Origin of the sequence: Solicola agrisoli (assembly GCF_049059935.1) — a bacterium.
Lineage (GTDB): Bacteria > Actinomycetota > Actinomycetes > Propionibacteriales > Nocardioidaceae > JAURVT01.
The window spans coordinates 12,056-27,542 of the sequence record NZ_JBMGQR010000008.1 but is presented as its reverse complement, the minus strand read 5'-3'; the positions used below and the strand labels follow the sequence as shown (position 1 = coordinate 27,542).

The 15,487-nt window shown below is 70.8% G+C and carries 19 protein-coding genes; 16 read left to right on the top strand and 3 right to left on the bottom strand.

Annotation, left to right across the window (positions count from 1 at the left end; genetic code table 11):
• Nucleotides 1–153: 153 nt before the first annotated feature.
• From ACI6PP_RS04785 to ACI6PP_RS04725, 13 genes are all read left to right on the top strand, one after another.
• Nucleotides 154–984: an L-threonylcarbamoyladenylate synthase gene (locus ACI6PP_RS04785; RefSeq protein ID WP_421109568.1), complete on the top strand. Its 831-nt coding sequence runs from the start codon at nt 154–156 to the stop codon at nt 982–984.
• A gap of 22 nt (nt 985–1,006) precedes the next feature.
• Nucleotides 1,007–2,119: an MraY family glycosyltransferase gene (locus ACI6PP_RS04780; RefSeq protein ID WP_421109566.1), complete on the top strand. Its 1,113-nt coding sequence runs from the start codon at nt 1,007–1,009 to the stop codon at nt 2,117–2,119.
• Between the two features lie 204 nt (nt 2,120–2,323).
• Nucleotides 2,324–2,701 (top strand): Cg1360 family ATP-synthase-associated protein, encoded by a 378-nt coding sequence (locus ACI6PP_RS04775; protein ID WP_421109565.1) that lies wholly within the window; start codon nt 2,324–2,326, stop codon nt 2,699–2,701.
• 27 nt (nt 2,702–2,728) lie between these two features.
• Nucleotides 2,729–2,938, top strand: coding sequence for an AtpZ/AtpI family protein (locus ACI6PP_RS04770; RefSeq protein WP_421109564.1), 210 nt, complete (start codon nt 2,729–2,731; stop codon nt 2,936–2,938).
• Between the two features lie 94 nt (nt 2,939–3,032).
• Nucleotides 3,033–3,821, top strand: coding sequence for a F0F1 ATP synthase subunit A (gene atpB / locus ACI6PP_RS04765; protein ID WP_421109563.1), 789 nt, complete (start codon nt 3,033–3,035; stop codon nt 3,819–3,821).
• 67 nt (nt 3,822–3,888) lie between these two features.
• Nucleotides 3,889–4,092 carry an ATP synthase F0 subunit C gene (atpE, locus tag ACI6PP_RS04760; RefSeq protein ID WP_421109562.1) on the top strand — a complete coding sequence of 68 codons (204 nt, stop codon included), beginning with the start codon at nt 3,889–3,891 and terminating at the stop codon, nt 4,090–4,092.
• Between the two features lie 36 nt (nt 4,093–4,128).
• Nucleotides 4,129–4,677 (top strand): F0F1 ATP synthase subunit B, encoded by a 549-nt coding sequence (locus ACI6PP_RS04755; RefSeq protein WP_421109560.1) that lies wholly within the window; start codon nt 4,129–4,131, stop codon nt 4,675–4,677.
• Nucleotides 4,677–5,486: a F0F1 ATP synthase subunit delta gene (locus tag ACI6PP_RS04750; RefSeq protein ID WP_421109558.1), complete on the top strand. Its 810-nt coding sequence runs from the start codon at nt 4,677–4,679 to the stop codon at nt 5,484–5,486. The genes ACI6PP_RS04755 and ACI6PP_RS04750 overlap by 1 nt, the downstream gene beginning before the upstream one ends.
• 55 nt (nt 5,487–5,541) lie before the next feature.
• On the top strand, nt 5,542–7,182 hold the full coding sequence (atpA, locus tag ACI6PP_RS04745) for a F0F1 ATP synthase subunit alpha (RefSeq protein WP_421109557.1): 1,641 nt from the start codon (nt 5,542–5,544) through the stop codon (nt 7,180–7,182).
• A 3-nt stretch (nt 7,183–7,185) separates the two neighbouring features.
• The gene (locus tag ACI6PP_RS04740; RefSeq protein WP_421109555.1) at nt 7,186–8,118 is read left to right on the top strand and encodes a F0F1 ATP synthase subunit gamma; all 933 of its coding nucleotides are present in this window, start codon (nt 7,186–7,188) and stop codon (nt 8,116–8,118) included.
• A gap of 5 nt (nt 8,119–8,123) precedes the next feature.
• Entirely contained in the window at nt 8,124–9,581 is a 1,458-nt protein-coding gene (gene atpD / locus ACI6PP_RS04735) for a F0F1 ATP synthase subunit beta (protein ID WP_476712921.1), read from the top strand.
• A gap of 9 nt (nt 9,582–9,590) precedes the next feature.
• Nucleotides 9,591–9,986 carry a F0F1 ATP synthase subunit epsilon gene (locus tag ACI6PP_RS04730; protein ID WP_421109552.1) on the top strand — a complete coding sequence of 132 codons (396 nt, stop codon included), beginning with the start codon at nt 9,591–9,593 and terminating at the stop codon, nt 9,984–9,986.
• A 67-nt stretch (nt 9,987–10,053) separates the two neighbouring features.
• Nucleotides 10,054–10,500, top strand: coding sequence for a DUF2550 domain-containing protein (locus ACI6PP_RS04725; protein WP_421109551.1), 447 nt, complete (start codon nt 10,054–10,056; stop codon nt 10,498–10,500).
• Nucleotides 10,501–10,597: 97 nt separating this feature from the next.
• Here the strand turns inward: ACI6PP_RS04725 and ACI6PP_RS04720 are convergent, their stop codons facing one another.
• Nucleotides 10,598–11,170 carry a cob(I)yrinic acid a,c-diamide adenosyltransferase gene (locus ACI6PP_RS04720; RefSeq protein ID WP_421109550.1) on the bottom strand — a complete coding sequence of 191 codons (573 nt, stop codon included), beginning with the start codon at nt 11,168–11,170 and terminating at the stop codon, nt 10,598–10,600.
• Nucleotides 11,171–11,196: 26 nt separating this feature from the next.
• Complete coding sequence (locus tag ACI6PP_RS04715) at nt 11,197–11,526, bottom strand: hypothetical protein (RefSeq protein WP_421109548.1); 330 nt, start codon at nt 11,524–11,526, stop codon at nt 11,197–11,199.
• A gap of 115 nt (nt 11,527–11,641) precedes the next feature.
• On the opposite strand from ACI6PP_RS04715, the gene ACI6PP_RS04710 reads away from it, so the two are divergent.
• Nucleotides 11,642–13,663 (top strand): protein meaA, encoded by a 2,022-nt coding sequence (locus ACI6PP_RS04710; protein ID WP_421109547.1) that lies wholly within the window; start codon nt 11,642–11,644, stop codon nt 13,661–13,663.
• A 115-nt stretch (nt 13,664–13,778) separates the two neighbouring features.
• Here ACI6PP_RS04710 and ACI6PP_RS04705 read toward each other — a convergent pair whose 3' ends face one another.
• Nucleotides 13,779–13,961 carry a hypothetical protein gene (locus ACI6PP_RS04705; RefSeq protein ID WP_421109546.1) on the bottom strand — a complete coding sequence of 61 codons (183 nt, stop codon included), beginning with the start codon at nt 13,959–13,961 and terminating at the stop codon, nt 13,779–13,781.
• 60 nt (nt 13,962–14,021) lie between these two features.
• Between ACI6PP_RS04705 and ACI6PP_RS04700 the strand changes: the two genes are divergently transcribed.
• A complete protein-coding gene (locus ACI6PP_RS04700) occupies nt 14,022–14,546 on the top strand; it encodes a ferritin (RefSeq protein WP_421109544.1) in 525 nt (174 codons plus the stop codon).
• Nucleotides 14,547–14,555: 9 nt separating this feature from the next.
• A complete protein-coding gene (locus ACI6PP_RS04695) occupies nt 14,556–15,485 on the top strand; it encodes an FAD-dependent oxidoreductase (RefSeq protein ID WP_421109542.1) in 930 nt (309 codons plus the stop codon).
• The last annotated feature ends 2 nt before the right edge of the window (nt 15,486–15,487 follow it).

Here is a 15,487-nt window from a genome sequence, read left to right as displayed (position 1 = left end):
CGCTTCCGTAATCTCCAAGTCAAGAGGTTCGGGCACTTCTGGGCCGACTCGACGTGACCCGCACCTCGCCGTCGCCGTCCCGCGCGATCCGTGGGCCGTGCACCGGCTCGGCGGTGGTCGGTCCCGGCCGCGTGCGTGAGAGCATGGGCCGCTGTGAGTGAACGCTTCAGCCTGGCCAGCGAGGACGACGCCGACGCCGGTGTCGACGCCGCCCGCGACGCCCTCGCCCGCGGCGACCTGGTGGTGCTGCCCACCGACACCGTCTACGGGCTCGCCGCCGACGCCTTCGAGCCCACCGCCGTCGACCGCCTGCGGGCGGCCAAGGGGCGCGGGCGCGACATGCCGCCCCCGGTGCTGGTCGCCTCGCCGACCACCCTGGACGCGCTCGCGACCGCCGTGCCGCTGTACGTGCGCGAGATGGTCGAGGACCTCTGGCCCGGCCCGTTGACGATCGTCTGCCGCCAGCAGCCGTCCCTGACCTGGGACCTCGGCGACAGCCGCTCGACGGTCGCGGTGCGCATGCCCGACCACCCGCACGCGCTCGCGCTGCTCAAGCAGACCGGGCCGCTGGCCGTCAGCAGCGCCAACCTCACCGGGCAGCCGCCGGCCGAGGACGTCGACCTGGCCGAGGCCATGCTCGGCGAGGCGGTGGCGGTGTACCTCGACGGCGGCCCCGCGTCCGGGGGCCCGGCGTCGACCATCGTCGACGTCACCCGCGAGCCCCCGCGCGTGCTGAGGCTCGGCGGCATCGACCTGGAGACCCTGCGCGCCTACCACCCCGACCTCGAGGGGCCGGACGGCGAGGGCCCGGTCCGGGTGCACGACGACGACACCGACGACGACGACGACGAGGCGGACGACGACCTCGAGACCGCCGAGCTCGAGCGCGACCCGGTCGACGACGACGATGACGACGACGACGAGGACTACACCGGCCTCGACGAGCCGGGCGGCGACCGTCGCGGCCGGACGGCCGGCTCCTGACCCATGCGTGAGCACCTGATCCATGCGTGAATATCTCGCGGTCTTCGGGGTCGCGGTGGCGGTGACGTGGGTCCTCGCCGTCGCGGCCCGCGAGCTGGCGATCCGCTACGGCGCCACCGCCCGGGTGCGCGAGCGCGACGTCCACGCGGTGCCGATCCCGTACTTCGGGGGAGTGGCGATGCTGGGCGGCCTGCTCGCGGCGTTCCTGGTGGCCAACCACCTGCCCTTCCTGTCGCGCTCGTACGCCACCGTGCTGGGCGACGCGCTGCCGGTCATGGTGGGCGGCACGGTGATCTGCCTGGTGGGCGTCGTCGACGACCTGTTCGAGCTGGACGCGCTGAGCAAGTTCGCCGGGCAGGTGCTGGCGGGCGTGATCGCCGTGGCCATGGGCGTGCAGTTCCTCTACCTGCCGTTCCCGGGCAACTACGTCGCCATCGACCCCGTCCAGTCGCTGCTGTTCTCGGTGTTCCTCATCGTCCTGACGGCCAACGCGGTGAACTTCGTCGACGGCCTGGACGGTCTCGCGTCGGGCGTCGTGGCCATCGGGGCGCTCGCGTTGTTCCTCTACGCGTTCCTGGTGGCCGTCGAGAGCGGCGAGACCCGCGCGGTGACGACGGCCTTCCTCACCGCGGCGCTCGCGGGGGCGTGCGTCGGGATCCTGCCGCACAACTTCTTCCCGGCGCGGATGTTCATCGGCGACTCCGGGTCGATGCTGCTCGGCTTCGTCCTCGCCTGCTCGGCCATCAGCCTCACCGGCCAGTTCTCGGCCGCGAGCGTCACCCAGGACGCGCAGGCGAGCCTGCTGCCCACCCTGCTGCCGCTCGTCCTGCCGTTCACCATCCTGCTGATCCCGTTCCTCGACCTGCTCCTGGCGGTGGTCAGACGCACCCGGGCCGGCCGCTCGCCGTTCAGCCCCGACAAGATGCACCTGCACCACCGGCTGCTCGAGATCGGCCACTCGCACCGTCGCGCCGTCGTGGTCATGTACGCCATCGCCGCGCTGGTGGCCTTCGGCAGCGTCGTGGTGAGCCTGTACGCGGGCTGGCGCGCCTACCTCGGGTTCGGCGTGCTGGCCGCGGCCACCGCGTTCGTGGTGTTCTGGCTCCCGCGGTGGCGCCGCGCGCCGGTGCGCTGAGCGTCGCCCGCCGATTGCTCCCCGGAAGGACTTTGTGCTAATTTTCACAAGCGCCCCCGAACGGCGCCAGATCCGCACCACGCCAGCCCGCGAGACCCCTCGCGACGACACGGACGGCCGCCGATGATGACGACCGCAGGACCCCCGGCCACCCCGGTGGCACGGCGCGGGTCCCCGGTCGCTCCGACGCTCGTGGCGTCGCTGGTGCCCACGCTCGTCGTGTCGGCGGTCTGCGTCGTCGTGGCGACCCTGTCGGCGGGCGCGAGCGGCCTGTGGGGCTCCCTGCTGGGCGCCGGCCTGGTCGTCGTGTTCTTCACCGTCAGCCTGGTGGTGCTGGGGGCCGCGCGCGGCGTCGCGCCGTCCCTGGTCCTGGTGCTCGCCCTGAGCCTCTACGTGGGCAAGGTGGCGGCGCTGCTGCTGGCCTTCGTCGCGCTCACGCAGGCCGGGGTGCTGGGCGACCAGCTCGACCGGACGAGCCTCGGCGTGACGGTGATCGTCGCCACCCTGGCCTGGACCGTCGGCGAGATCGTTGCATCGGTCAAACAGCGCGAACCCCTCTACGACCTGGGGGAGGAGCGATGACGATCTGCTGCTACGGTTCGGAACGACATGACCGAGTCCCGTCCCCCCTCGCGCTCCACGGACCCGTGGGCCGCCTTCGGACGGGTCGCCGGCGGTGTGCTCGTCTACGGTGCGATCGGGTTCGGACTCGACCGCTGGTGGGGCACCTCGTTCCTGGTGGCCATCGGCGTGATCCTCGGAGCGGTGCTCGGCACCTACACGGTGTTCCGCTCCCAGCACGAGCAGATGAACGCCTGAGCACCCCCCGCACCACCCGCCACACCCTGACCCCGGCCCACCCCTCCGCCGGCGCCCCCGCGCCCCGGCGACGTGCCCCCCACGAGGTGATGAAGTGACCGTCGCAGGCGCCACGATCCGCGCGTCGGAGGAGTTCGCACCGCCGGGCCCCGGCTCGTTCGAGCTGCCCCCCGTCTTCGGCGACGTCACCAAGCCGATGATCCTGCTGACCCTGTCGGTCGTGATCATCTTCGGCGTGACGTACGCGATGGCCCGCAAGTCCGCGATCGTGCCCGGGCGGCTGCAGTTCGCCGGCGAGTACGTCTACGGCTTCGTGCGCAACGGCATCGCGCGGGACTCCATCGGCTCCGAGCACTTCATGAAGTTCGTGCCGTACCTGTTCAGCCTGTTCACCTTCGTGCTGCTGAACAACTACTACGGCATCATCCCGTTCCTGCAGTTCCCGTCGTTCTCGCGGGCCAGCTTCGCCTACGCCCTCGCCGGGCTCACCTGGGTCATCTACAACGGCGTCGGCATCGCCAAGCACGGCCCCCTGGGCTACCTCAAGCTGCAGACGCTCCCGAGCGGCGTCACGGGGCCGATCCTGGTCCTGATCATCCCGCTCGAGTTCGCGTCCAACATCCTCGTCCGCCCGGTCACGCTGGCGCTTCGACTCTTCGCCAACATGTTCGCCGGCCACCTGCTGCTGATCCTGTTCGCGGTGGGCGCCGAGTACCTGATCTTCGAGGCGGGCAACCCGCTGTACGTCCCCGTCGGCGTCCTGTCGTTCGTCCTGGGCATCGCGGTCAGCTTCCTCGAGGTGCTGATCCTGTTCCTCCAGGCCTACGTCTTCACCCTGCTCTCCGCCATGTACATCGGCGGCGCACTGGCCGACGAGCACTGACGGTCGGCACCCCGCACCACCTGTCCCACCACGACTTTCACCGCAACACCAACCGAAAGGAACCGCAATGGACGGCTCGCTCAACATGATCGGCTACGGCCTGGCCGCCATCGGCCCCGGCGTCGGCATCGGTCTCATCTTCGCCGCGTACATCAACGGCGTCGCCCGTCAGCCCGAGGCGCAGAGCCGCCTGCAGGCCATCGCGATCCTGGGCTTCGCGCTCGCGGAGGCGCTCGCCATCATCGGCATCGCCCTCGCCTTCGTGCTCTGACCAGATCCCTGATCGTCAACCCAGAAGGTCACGCCCATGCATGAGATCGTCCTCGCGTCAGAGGAGCCGATGCCGCTGGCCGTCGAGTGGTCCGAGGTCGTCCTCGCACTCGTCGTCTTCGGCATCCTGTTCTTCCTGATCCGCAAGTTCGTCGTGCCCGCCTTCGAGAAGGCCTACGCCGATCGCACGGCGGCCATCGAGGGCGGCATGAAGGAGGCGGCCGAGGCCCAGGCCGAGGCCAAGGCGGCGCTCGAGAAGTACACCGAGCAGCTGGCCGAGGCGCGGCACGAGGCCGCGCGCATCCGCGAGGAGGCGCGCGAGCAGGGCGCCACCATCGTCTCGGAGATGCGCGACCAGGCGCGCGAGGAGGCGGAGCGCATCACCGCCACCGCGCACGCCCAGATCGAGGCCGAGCGCGTGCAGGCCGTCCAGCAGCTCCGGGCCGAGGTCGGCGGCGTCGCCACCGAGCTCGCCGGACGCATCGTCGGCGAGTCGCTCGAGGACGAGGCGCGTCAGCGTCGCACCGTCGAGCGCTTCATCGCCGACCTGGAGAGCCAGCCCCAGCGCAACGGGGCTGACCGCTGATGCGTGGCGCCTCGGCCGGCTCGCTGGCCACCGTCCTGTCCGCCGTCGACGCCGCCGTCGACGGGGGAGCGGACAGCTCCGCGCTCGGTGACGAGCTGTTCGCGGTGGCGGGCGCCCTCGACGGCGCCCCGCCGCTGCGACGGGTCCTCACCGACCCGTCCACCGACGACGCCGCCAAGCAGGGCCTCGCAGCCCAGGTCTTCGGCGACAAGGTGTCCTCGGCGGCGGCCGACGTGCTGTCGGCGGCCGTCACCGGTCGCTGGGGCTCGTCGCGCGACCTGCCCGACGCGCTGGAGGAGGCGGGCGCCACGGCGCACGTCGTCGGCGCCGACCAGGCCGGGCACCTCGACGACCTCGAGGACGAGCTATTCCGCTTCGGACGGGTGGTCGCCGGTGACCCCGAGCTGCGCCGCTCGCTCACCGACCGCTCCATCCCGGCGGCACCCAAGCTGCAGCTGGTCGGCACGCTGCTCGACGGCAAGGCCTCGGCCGGCACCGTCGCGCTCGCGCGCCAGGCCGTCCTGGCCCGCGGCGGCTCCTTCGAGCGGGCCGTCGCGCAGTTCGGCGACATCGCCGCCGGCCGCCGCTCCCGCCTGCTCGCCACCGTGCGCACCGCGTACGAGCTGGGCGAGGAGGAGAAGGAGCGTCTGGCTGCGGCACTGGGCCGGCAGTACGGTCGAGACGTGCACGTCAACACCGTCGTCGACCCCACCGTCCTCGGCGGCATCGCGGTCGAGATCGGTGACGAGATCATCGACGGCACCGTCGCCGGACGGCTCGAGGACGCCAGGCGCCGCATCGGCGGCTGAGCGTCCCCCACGACATCTGATTCCACACGCAGGACGAGAGAAGGCAGGCACTGACATGGCGGAGCTCACGATCCGTCCGGACGAGATTCGCGACGCGCTGCAGAAGTTCGTGTCCGACTACAACCCGGAGGCGACCAAGACCGAGGAGGTCGGCATCGTCTCCGAGGCCGGCGACGGCATCGCCCGGGTCGAGGGACTGCCGTCGGCCATGGCCAACGAGCTCCTCGAGTTCGAGGACGGCACGCTGGGCCTCGCCCTGAACCTCGACGTCCGCGAGATCGGCGTCGTCGTCCTCGGCGACTTCGCCGGCATCGAGGAGGGCCAGCAGGTCCGCCGCACCGGCGAGGTCCTCTCGGTCCCCGTCGGCGACGGCTACCTCGGCCGCGTCGTCGACCCGCTCGGCAACGCCATCGACGGCCTCGGCGACATCGAGACGAGCGGCCGCCGCGCCCTCGAGCTCCAGGCGCCCTCGGTGGTCGAGCGCAAGTCGGTGCACGAGCCGATGATGACCGGCCTCAAGGCCATCGACTCCCTGACGCCCATCGGCCGCGGCCAGCGTCAGCTGATCATCGGCGACCGCCAGACCGGCAAGACGGCCATCGCGATCGACACGATCATCAACCAGAAGCAGTTCTGGGAGTCCGGCGACACCGACAAGCAGGTCCGCTGCGTCTACGTCGCCATCGGCCAGAAGGGCTCGACGATCGCCTCGGTGCGTGGCGCCCTCGAGGAGGCCGGCGCCCTGGAGTACACGACCATCGTCGCGGCGCCCGCGTCGGACTCGGCCGGCTTCAAGTACCTCGCGCCCTACACCGGCTCGGCCATCGGCCAGCAGTGGATGTACGAGGGCAAGCACGTCCTCATCGTGTTCGACGACCTGTCCAAGCAGGCCGACGCCTACCGCGCCGTCTCGCTGCTGCTGCGCCGCCCGCCGGGCCGCGAGGCCTACCCGGGCGACGTGTTCTACCTGCACAGCCGCCTGCTCGAGCGCTGCGCCAAGCTCTCCGACGAGCTCGGCCACGGCTCGATGACCGGCCTGCCGATCATCGAGACCAAGGCCAACGACGTGTCGGCGTTCATCCCGACCAACGTCATCTCGATCACCGACGGCCAGATCTTCCTGCAGTCCGACCTGTTCAACGCCAACCAGCGTCCGGCGGTCGACGTCGGCATCTCGGTGTCGCGCGTCGGCGGTGCCGCGATGCAGAAGTCGATGAAGAAGGTCACCGGCTCGCTCAAGGTCGACCTCGCTCAGTTCCGCGCGATGGAGGCGTTCGCGATGTTCGCCTCCGACCTCGACGCCGCGTCGCGTCAGCAGCTGGCCCGCGGCCAGCGTCTGATGGAGCTGTTCAAGCAGGGGCAGTACGCGCCGTTCCCGGTCGAGAACCAGGTCGCCTCGCTGTGGCTCGGCACCACCGGCCGCCTCGACGTCGTCCCGGTGGAGGACGTCAGCCGCTTCGAGACCGAGTTCCTGGACTACCTGAAGCGCTCCGAGGGCGGCATCCTCGACACGATCCGCGAGACGGGCAAGTTCGAGGACGACACGGCCGAGTCCCTGGTCAGCGCCTACGACACCTTCCTCGACACCTTCGAGACCGGCGAGGGCAAGTCCCTCAAGGCCGGCAAGGAGGAGCACGAGGCCCTCGAGGACGAGGACGTCGACCAGGAGCAGATCGTCAAGCAGAAGCGAGGCTGACCCATGGCAGCATCGCTCCGCGAGTACCGCGCACGGATCAGGTCGACTCAGGCGACCAAGAAGATCACGCGCGCCATGGAGCTCATCGCTGCGTCCCGGATCATCAAGGCGCAGCAGCAGGCCACGGCGGCAGCGCCGTACGCCCGTGAGCTGACGCGCGCGGTGTCGGCGGTGGCGACGTTCTCCAACGTCGACCACCCGCTGACCACCGAGGCCGAGAACCCCAAGCGTGCCGCGGTCCTGGTCGTCACCAGTGACCGCGGCCTGGCGGGGGCCTACTCGTCCGCGGTGCTGAAGGAGGCCGAGCGCCTCAACGAGAAGCTCCGCGGCGAGGGCAAGGAGGTCGACCTCTACGTCACCGGCCGCAAGGCGCTGCAGTACTACAACTTCCGCCAGCGCCCGCTGATCGAGTCGTGGACCGGCTTCTCGGACAAGCCGGCCTACGAGAACGCCCGCGAGATCGGCAACACCCTCGTCGCGTCGTTCAACACCGACGCCGAGGACTCCGAGGCCGAGCACCCCGAGCGGGCGGTCGACGAGCTGCACATCGTCTTCACCCGCTTCAAGTCCATGCTGGTGCAGACGCCGGACGTCATCCGGCTGCTGCCGCTCGAGGTCGTCGAGGGGGAGGAGAAGCCCGACGAGGGCGAGGTCCTGCCGCTGTACGAGTTCGAGCCGTCGCCGTCGGAGGTCCTCGACGCGCTGCTCCCGCAGTACGTCAACAGCCGGATCTACTTCTGCCTGCTGCAGGCGGCCGCGTCCGAGCTCGCCGCCCGCCAGCGGGCGATGAAGTCCGCGACGGACAACGCCGAGGACCTCATCCAGAAGTACACACGAATCGCCAACCAGGCCCGCCAGGCCGGCATCACCCAGGAGATCAGCGAGATCGTCGGTGGCGCGAGCGCGCTCGCCGACGCGACTGCGGGGAGTGAGTGAGAGAGATGACTGCCACGATCAACGAAGAGTCCACCACCCAGGCGGGCGGGGCCACCGGCCGCGTCGCGCGGGTCATCGGCCCGGTCCTCGACATCGAGTTCCCCGTCGATTCCATCCCCGACATGTACAACGCGCTGACCGTCGACACCGAGGTCGGTGGCGTCAAGGCCACGCTGACCCTCGAGGTCGCCCAGCACATCGGCGACGGCATGGTCAAGGCCATCTCGCTGAAGCCCACCGACGGCATCGTCCGCGGCGCGCCCGTCACCGACACCGGCGGCCCGATCAGCGTCCCGGTCGGCGACGCCACGCTCGGCAAGGTGTTCAACACCACCGGCGACGTGCTGAACCTCAAGGAGGGCGAGACCTTCGAGGTCGAGGAGCGGTGGGGCATCCACCGCAAGGCGCCGGCGTTCGACACCCTCGAGTCCAAGACCGAGATGTTCCAGACCGGCATCAAGGTCATCGACCTGCTGACGCCCTACGTCCTCGGCGGAAAGATCGGCCTGTTCGGCGGCGCCGGCGTCGGCAAGACGGTGCTCATCCAGGAGATGATCGCCCGTGTCGCCCGCGACCACGGTGGTGTGTCGGTGTTCGCCGGTGTCGGCGAGCGCACCCGCGAGGGCAACGACCTCATCGAGGAGATGGAGGAGTCGGGCGTCCTCGGACAGACCGCGCTCGTCTTCGGTCAGATGGATGAGCCGCCGGGCGCGCGCCTGCGCGTCGCCCTCTCGGCCCTGACCATGGCCGAGTACTTCCGCGACGTCCAGAACCAGGACGTGCTGCTGTTCATCGACAACATCTTCCGGTTCACCCAGGCGGGCTCCGAGGTCTCCACGCTGCTCGGCCGCATGCCGTCCGCGGTGGGCTACCAGCCCACGCTGGCCGACGAGATGGGCACGCTGCAGGAGCGGATCACCTCGACGCGCGGCCACTCGATCACCTCGATGCAGGCGATCTACGTGCCCGCCGACGACTACACCGACCCGGCGCCGGCCACCACGTTCGCGCACCTGGACGCCACGACCGAGCTGAACCGTGAGATCGCCTCGATGGGCATCTACCCGGCTGTGGACCCGCTGACCTCGACGTCGCGGATCCTGGACCCCCGGTACATCTCGGCGGACCACTACAACACCGCGACGCGCGTCAAGCAGATCCTCCAGCGCAACAAGGAGCTGCAGGACATCATCGCGATCCTCGGTGTCGACGAGCTGTCCGAGGAGGACAAGGTCGTCGTCAACCGGGCGCGCCGCATCCAGCGCTTCCTGTCGCAGAACACGTACGTGGCCAAGCAGTTCACCGGCATCGAGGGCTCCACGGTCCCGCTCGACGAGACCATCGACGCCTTCACCAAGATCTGCGACGGCGACTACGACCACGTGGCCGAGCAGGCCTTCTTCATGTGCGGCGGTCTCGAGGACGTCGACGCGAAGTGGGCCGACATCCAGAAGAACTCCTGAGGCACCGGCATGGCTGACAGCACCCTGCACGTCGAGCTCGTCGCGGCCGACCGGACCGTGTGGTCCGGCGAGGCCAAGACGATCGTCGCGCGCACCGTCGAGGGCGACATCGGCGTCCTGCCCGGGCACGCGCCCGTGCTGTCGCTGCTCGTCGACGGCGTCGTGGAGATCGACACCGAGGACGGCGAGACGTGGTTCGCGGCGGTGGAGGGGGGCTTCCTCTCCATCGCCGACGACCGGGTCTCGATCCTGTCCGAGGATGCACAGATGTCGCACGAGATCGACGTCGAGCAGGCCAAGGCCGACGTCGAGAAGGCCAAGGCCGACGGTCTGGACGAGGCCGAGGCGCAGGAGCGCCTCGCCCGCGCCGAGGCCAAGGTCCGGGCCGTGGAGATGGCCGGCTAGCTCACCCCGACGGCCGGCCGCCGGGGCCCCGCACCAGCGGGGCCGACCCTGACGAGGAGGAGGCGCGGTGCCGTTCTGGCTGTGGTTGCTCGACTCGTTCGGCGTGATCGTCGGAGTGGTCCTGCTGCTCCTCCTCGGGCTGGTGGTGCGACGCCGCGTGGTGTCGCGCCACCACCCCACGTTCGACCTCAGCGTCAACGAGCGCGAGGGCGGCGGCCTGCGCGGGTGGATGCTCGGCGTGGGTCGCTTCAACGACACCCACCTGGAGTGGTTCAGGGTGTTCTCGCTCTCGCCCCGCCCGCGCCGACGCTTCGAGCGCGGACGCGTCGAGGTGGTGCGCCGTCGCGACCCCGACCAGAACGAGGCCTACTCGCTGCACGCGGGTGCGGTCATCGTCGAGTGCACGACCGTCGACGGACCCGTGCAGTTCGCCCTCAGCCCCAGCGCCCTCACCGGCCTGCTGGCCTGGCTCGAGTCCGCGCCCCCCGGCCGAGACTCCAGCCGCGTCATCTGAGGACCACCGAGCATCTCTCCCGTCCGCGATCTGATGCCTTCGGGTGCTCATCGAGCGGTTGTGAGCACCACAAGGCTTCAGATCGCGGACGGGGGCGTCACCGGTCGCCGCCGGGGACCCAGAGGATGTCGCCGTCGGCGAGGTTGGCGTAGCGGGCGAGGATGAACAGCAGGTCGCTGAGGCGGTTGAGGTACTTGGCCGGCAGGACGCTGGTGGTGTCGGGGTGGTCGGCGACCGCGGCCCACGACGAGCGCTCGGCGCGGCGCGTGACGGTACGGGCCACGTGCAGCACGGCCGCCGTCGGCGTCCCCCCGGGGAGGATGAACGAGCGCAGCTTCTCGAGCTGGTCGTTGTAGGTGTCGCACCAGCCCTCGAGGCGGTCCACGTAGTCCGGCTCCACGCGCAGGGGCGGGAACTCGGGGTTCTCCACGATCGGGCACGACAGGTCGGCCCCGACGTCGAACAGGTCGTTCTGCACGTGTCGGAGCACCGCCACCACGTCGTCGTCGAGGGCGCCGAGCGCGATCGCGTGGCCGAGGTGCGAGTTGGCCTCGTCGACGTCGGCGTACGCGAGCAGGCGCGTGTCCTGCTTGGAGGTGCGGCTCATGTCGCCGAGCGACGTCGTGCCGTCGTCACCGGTGCGGGTGTAGATGCGCGTCAGGTTGACCATGCAGCCACCCTAGGGCGACGGGACGCTCAGGCCTTGCCGGGCCCGTCGATGCGCGCGAGCGCGACCTTGCCCAGCTCGGACTGGTTGCGCCACACGAGCAGGTAGTGCTTGCCACCGTGGTGCCCGGTGGAGGCCTTGATCCCCTGGACGCGCAGCCGGTGGGCCGTCACCTCGGCCTTCTCGGCGGTGGGGTACTCCGCGAGGGTCTCGAGCAGCCCGAAGCGCGGCGGCTGGGCCGGCGCACGCTTGGCGGGGGAGAAGGTCCAGCGGGTGAGGAGCATCAGGACCCCCAGGACGCCGAAGATGACGAAGGGGAGGAACCACCAGCCGAGACTGGCCGATCCGAAGCTCACCATGGGCCCAGTGTGCACCGGGCCACCGTGTGCTGTCAGGACGGGCGTGCGCCGGCGGTGGGAGTGACGCGCCTCACGCGTACGTTACCCACCGGTCACTTAGGTCTAACCTGTCGCCATGTCCGAGCCGACGCCCGTGCCCGACCGCGACCGCCCCTGGGTGATGCGCACCTACGCGGGGCACAGCTCCGCGGCGGGGTCCAACGCGCTGTACCGCCGCAACCTGGCCAAGGGGCAGACCGGTCTGTCGGTCGCCTTCGACCTGCCGACGCAGACCGGGTACGACCCCGACCACGTCCTGAGCCGCGGCGAGGTCGGCAAGGTCGGCGTGCCCGTCCCGGACCTGGGCGAGATGCGCCGCCTGTTCGAGGGCATCCCGTTGACGGGCATGAACACCTCGATGACGATCAACGCCACCGCGATGTGGCTGCTCGCGCTCTACCAGGTGGCCGCCGAGGAGCAGGCCGAGGCCGCGGGCGAGGACGTCTCGGCGGTCTGCGCGCAGCTCACCGGCACCACGCAGAACGACATCATCAAGGAGTACCTGTCGCGCGGGACGTACGTCTTCCCGCCCGAGCACTCCCTGCGGCTGACCACCGACATGATCGCGTACACCGTCGCGACCATCCCGAGGTGGAACCCGCTCAACATCTGCAGCTACCACCTGCAGGAGGCCGGCGCGACGCCCGTCCAGGAGCTCGCCTACGCCCTGTGCACCGCGATCGCGGTCCTGGACGCCGTGCGCGACTCCGGCCAGGTCGACGAGGCCGACTTCGGCAGGGTCGTCGGACGGATCTCGTTCTTCGTCAACTCCGGCGTCCGCTTCATCGAGGAGACGTGCAAGATGCGCGCGTTCTCGCGCCTGTGGGACCAGATCACCCACGAGCGCTACGGCGTCGAGGACCCCAAGATGCGTCGGCTGCGCTACGGCGTGCAGGTCAACTCGCTCGGGCTCACCGAGGCGCAGCCCGAGAACAACGTGCAGCGCATCGTCCTGGAGATGCTGGGCGTGACGCTGAGCAAGGACGCCCGCGCCCGCGCCGTCCAGCTGCCGGCCTGGAACGAGGCCCTCGGGCTGCCGCGACCGTTCGACCAGCAGTGGTCGCTGCGGCTGCAGCAGGTGCTGGCCTTCGAGTCCGACCTGCTCGAGCACGACGACATCTTCGACGGCTCGCACGTGATCGAGGCCAAGGTCGCCGAGCTCGTCGAGGGCGCTACCGCCGAGATCGACCGCGTCCAGGCGCTGGGTGGGGCGATCGCCGCCGTGGAGTCCGGGTACATGAAGTCGGCGCTGGTGGCGTCGCACTCGGAGCGTCGGGCCCGGATCGAGTCCGGCGAGATCACCGTCGTCGGTGTGAACAAGTACACCGAGACCGAGCCGTCGCCCCTGACCGCCGACCCCGACACCGCGATCCAGGCCGCCGACCCCGAGGCCGAGGCGAGCGCCGTGGCCGCGCTGGAGGCCTGGCGTGCCCAGCGGGACGAGGGCGCCGTCGAGGCCGCCCTGGACCGTCTGCGCTCGGAGGCCAAGACCGACACCAACCTGATGTCCGCCACCCTGGAGGCCGCGCGCGCGGGCGCGACGACGGGGGAGTGGGCCGGCACCCTGCGCGAGGTGTTCGGCGAGTTCCGGGCCCCCACCGGGGTGTCGGGCGGCGTCGGCACCGCCGAGGCCGGGGCCGAGCTCACCGCCGTGCGTGCCCGCGTCCGGCAGACGGGCGAGCAGATCGGCTCGCGGCTGCGGCTGCTCGTCGGCAAGCCCGGCCTCGACGGGCACTCCAACGGCGCCGAGCAGGTGGCCGTCCGCGCCCGGGACGCCGGGTTCGAGGTGGTCTACCAGGGCATCCGGCTCACCCCGGCCGAGATCGTCGCGGCCGCCGTGGCCGAGGACGTGCACTGCGTCGGCCTGTCGATCCTGTCGGGGTCGCACATGGAGCTGGTGCCCGAGGTCATCGCGGGCATGCGCGAGGCGGGCCTGGACGACGTGCCGCTGATCGTCGGCGGGATCGTCCCGGACTCCGACGCCCGTCGGCTCGTCGAGCAGGGGGTCGCGGGCGTCTTCACGCCCAAGGACTTCGGGCTCACCGAGATCATGGGACGGATCGTCGACGTCATCCGCGCCGCCCACGAGCTGGACTGACGGCACCCCAGGCCAGGCACGGCTTGCTTTGGGCAGCCGTTCCTTCGTGGAAGCAACGGCCGCGCGGCACTAGGTTCGGTGTCACAACTGCACACCGGGACGCCTCCGTGCGGGCTCAGGCCGCCTTCGTGACCTGCGAGCGCTTGTCGCCCTTCTTCACCTTGACGAGCCTGCGCTTCTTGACCGTGTAGCCGTCGGGCATCGTGCCCTCGGCGAGCATCCGGATCGGGCAGCGCTTGCAGCGTGGCTTGTCGACGCAGCACTTCTTCTTGGGGAGCTTGCCCGCCTTGTGACCCACGCCGGTACCGTACCGCACAGGTAAGGCATCCCTCACCTCACCACCTCGAAGGAGCACCCGATGGCCAGCCCGAAGTTCGTCGCCCAGCTGAACGAGCAGATCGGCAACGAGTTCGCCGCGCACCAGCAGTACCTGGCGATCGCGATCTACTACGACGACCTCACCATGCCCCGCATGGCCGCCACGTTCTTCGCCCAGGCCCTCGAGGAGCGCGACCACGCGATGATGATGGTGCAGTACCTGCTCGACGTCGACGCCCCCGCGCGCATCCCCGGCGTCGAGGCGCCCGTCAACGAGTTCGCCGACGTCGTCGCCCCGGTCAAGCTCGCGCTCGACCAGGAGAAGCGCGTCACCGAGCAGATCTTCGCCCTCACCAAGATCGCCCGCGACGAGTCCGACTTCGCGTCCGACCAGTTCATGCAGTGGTTCATCAAGGAGCAGGTCGAGGAGGTCTCCAAGATGGGCGACCTGCTCGACATCGTCACCCGCTCGCAGCACGACCTCGAGGCGATCGAGGACTGGGTGGCCCGCGAGGACGCCGGCGAGAGCACGGACCCGACCGCGCCCGCCGTCGCCGGGGCCTGAGGCTCCACCGTGCGGGTGCTGGTCGTCGGCGCGGGCGTCGTCGGCCTCACCTGCGCGGTGCGCCTGTGCGAGGACGGCCACGACGTCCACGTCATGGCGCGCGACCTGCCGCTGGAGACGGTGTCGGCCGTCGCGGCGGCCTGGTGGTACCCCTACCTGGCGCAGCCGCAGGATCGCGTCGCGACGTGGTCCGCGCGCACGTACGAGGTGCTCGGCGAGCTGGCCGGTGAGCTGCCGTTCGTGCGGATGCGGCGCTCCCACGAGCTGTTCGACGGTCGCCCGGCGGAGCCGTGGTGGGCCGGCGCCGTCCCCGACCTGACGCGCGACGACTCCGCGCCCCAGGGCTGGTCAGGGGCATGGACGTTCACCGCCCCCGTGGTCGAGATGCGGCACTACCTGCCATGGCTGGTCGAGCGGCTCGAGGCTGCGGGCGGCACGCTGTCGCGCACGGCGCTCCCGGCCCTGCCCGCAGGCGGCGACGTCGTCGTCAACGCCTCGGGGATGGGCAACCGCCTGCTGGCGTCCGACGCCTCGGTGCACCCGGTGCGCGGCCAGGTCGTGCGCGTGGCGCCGTGCGGCGTCGAGGACGTCTGGCTCGCCGCCGCGTCCGGATCCGCGCTCACCTACGTCGTGCCCCGCAGCGAGGACGTCGTCGTCGGCGGCACGCAGGAGCCCGACGACTGGCGTGCCGACCCCGATCCCCAGACCGCCCGCGACATCCTCGCCCGGGCCGCCCGGATCGTCCCCCAGATCGCCGACACACCCGTGCTGGGGCACCGCGTCGGGTGGCGCCCGTCGCGGCCGTCGGTGCGCCTCGAGACCCAGGTGCGCGACGGCGCCAGCCCCGTCGTCCACTGCTACGGCCACGGCGGCGCGGGCGTCACGCTGTCGTGGGGCTGCGCCGACGAGGTCGCCTCCCACGTCGCCGCCCTGGGCTGAGC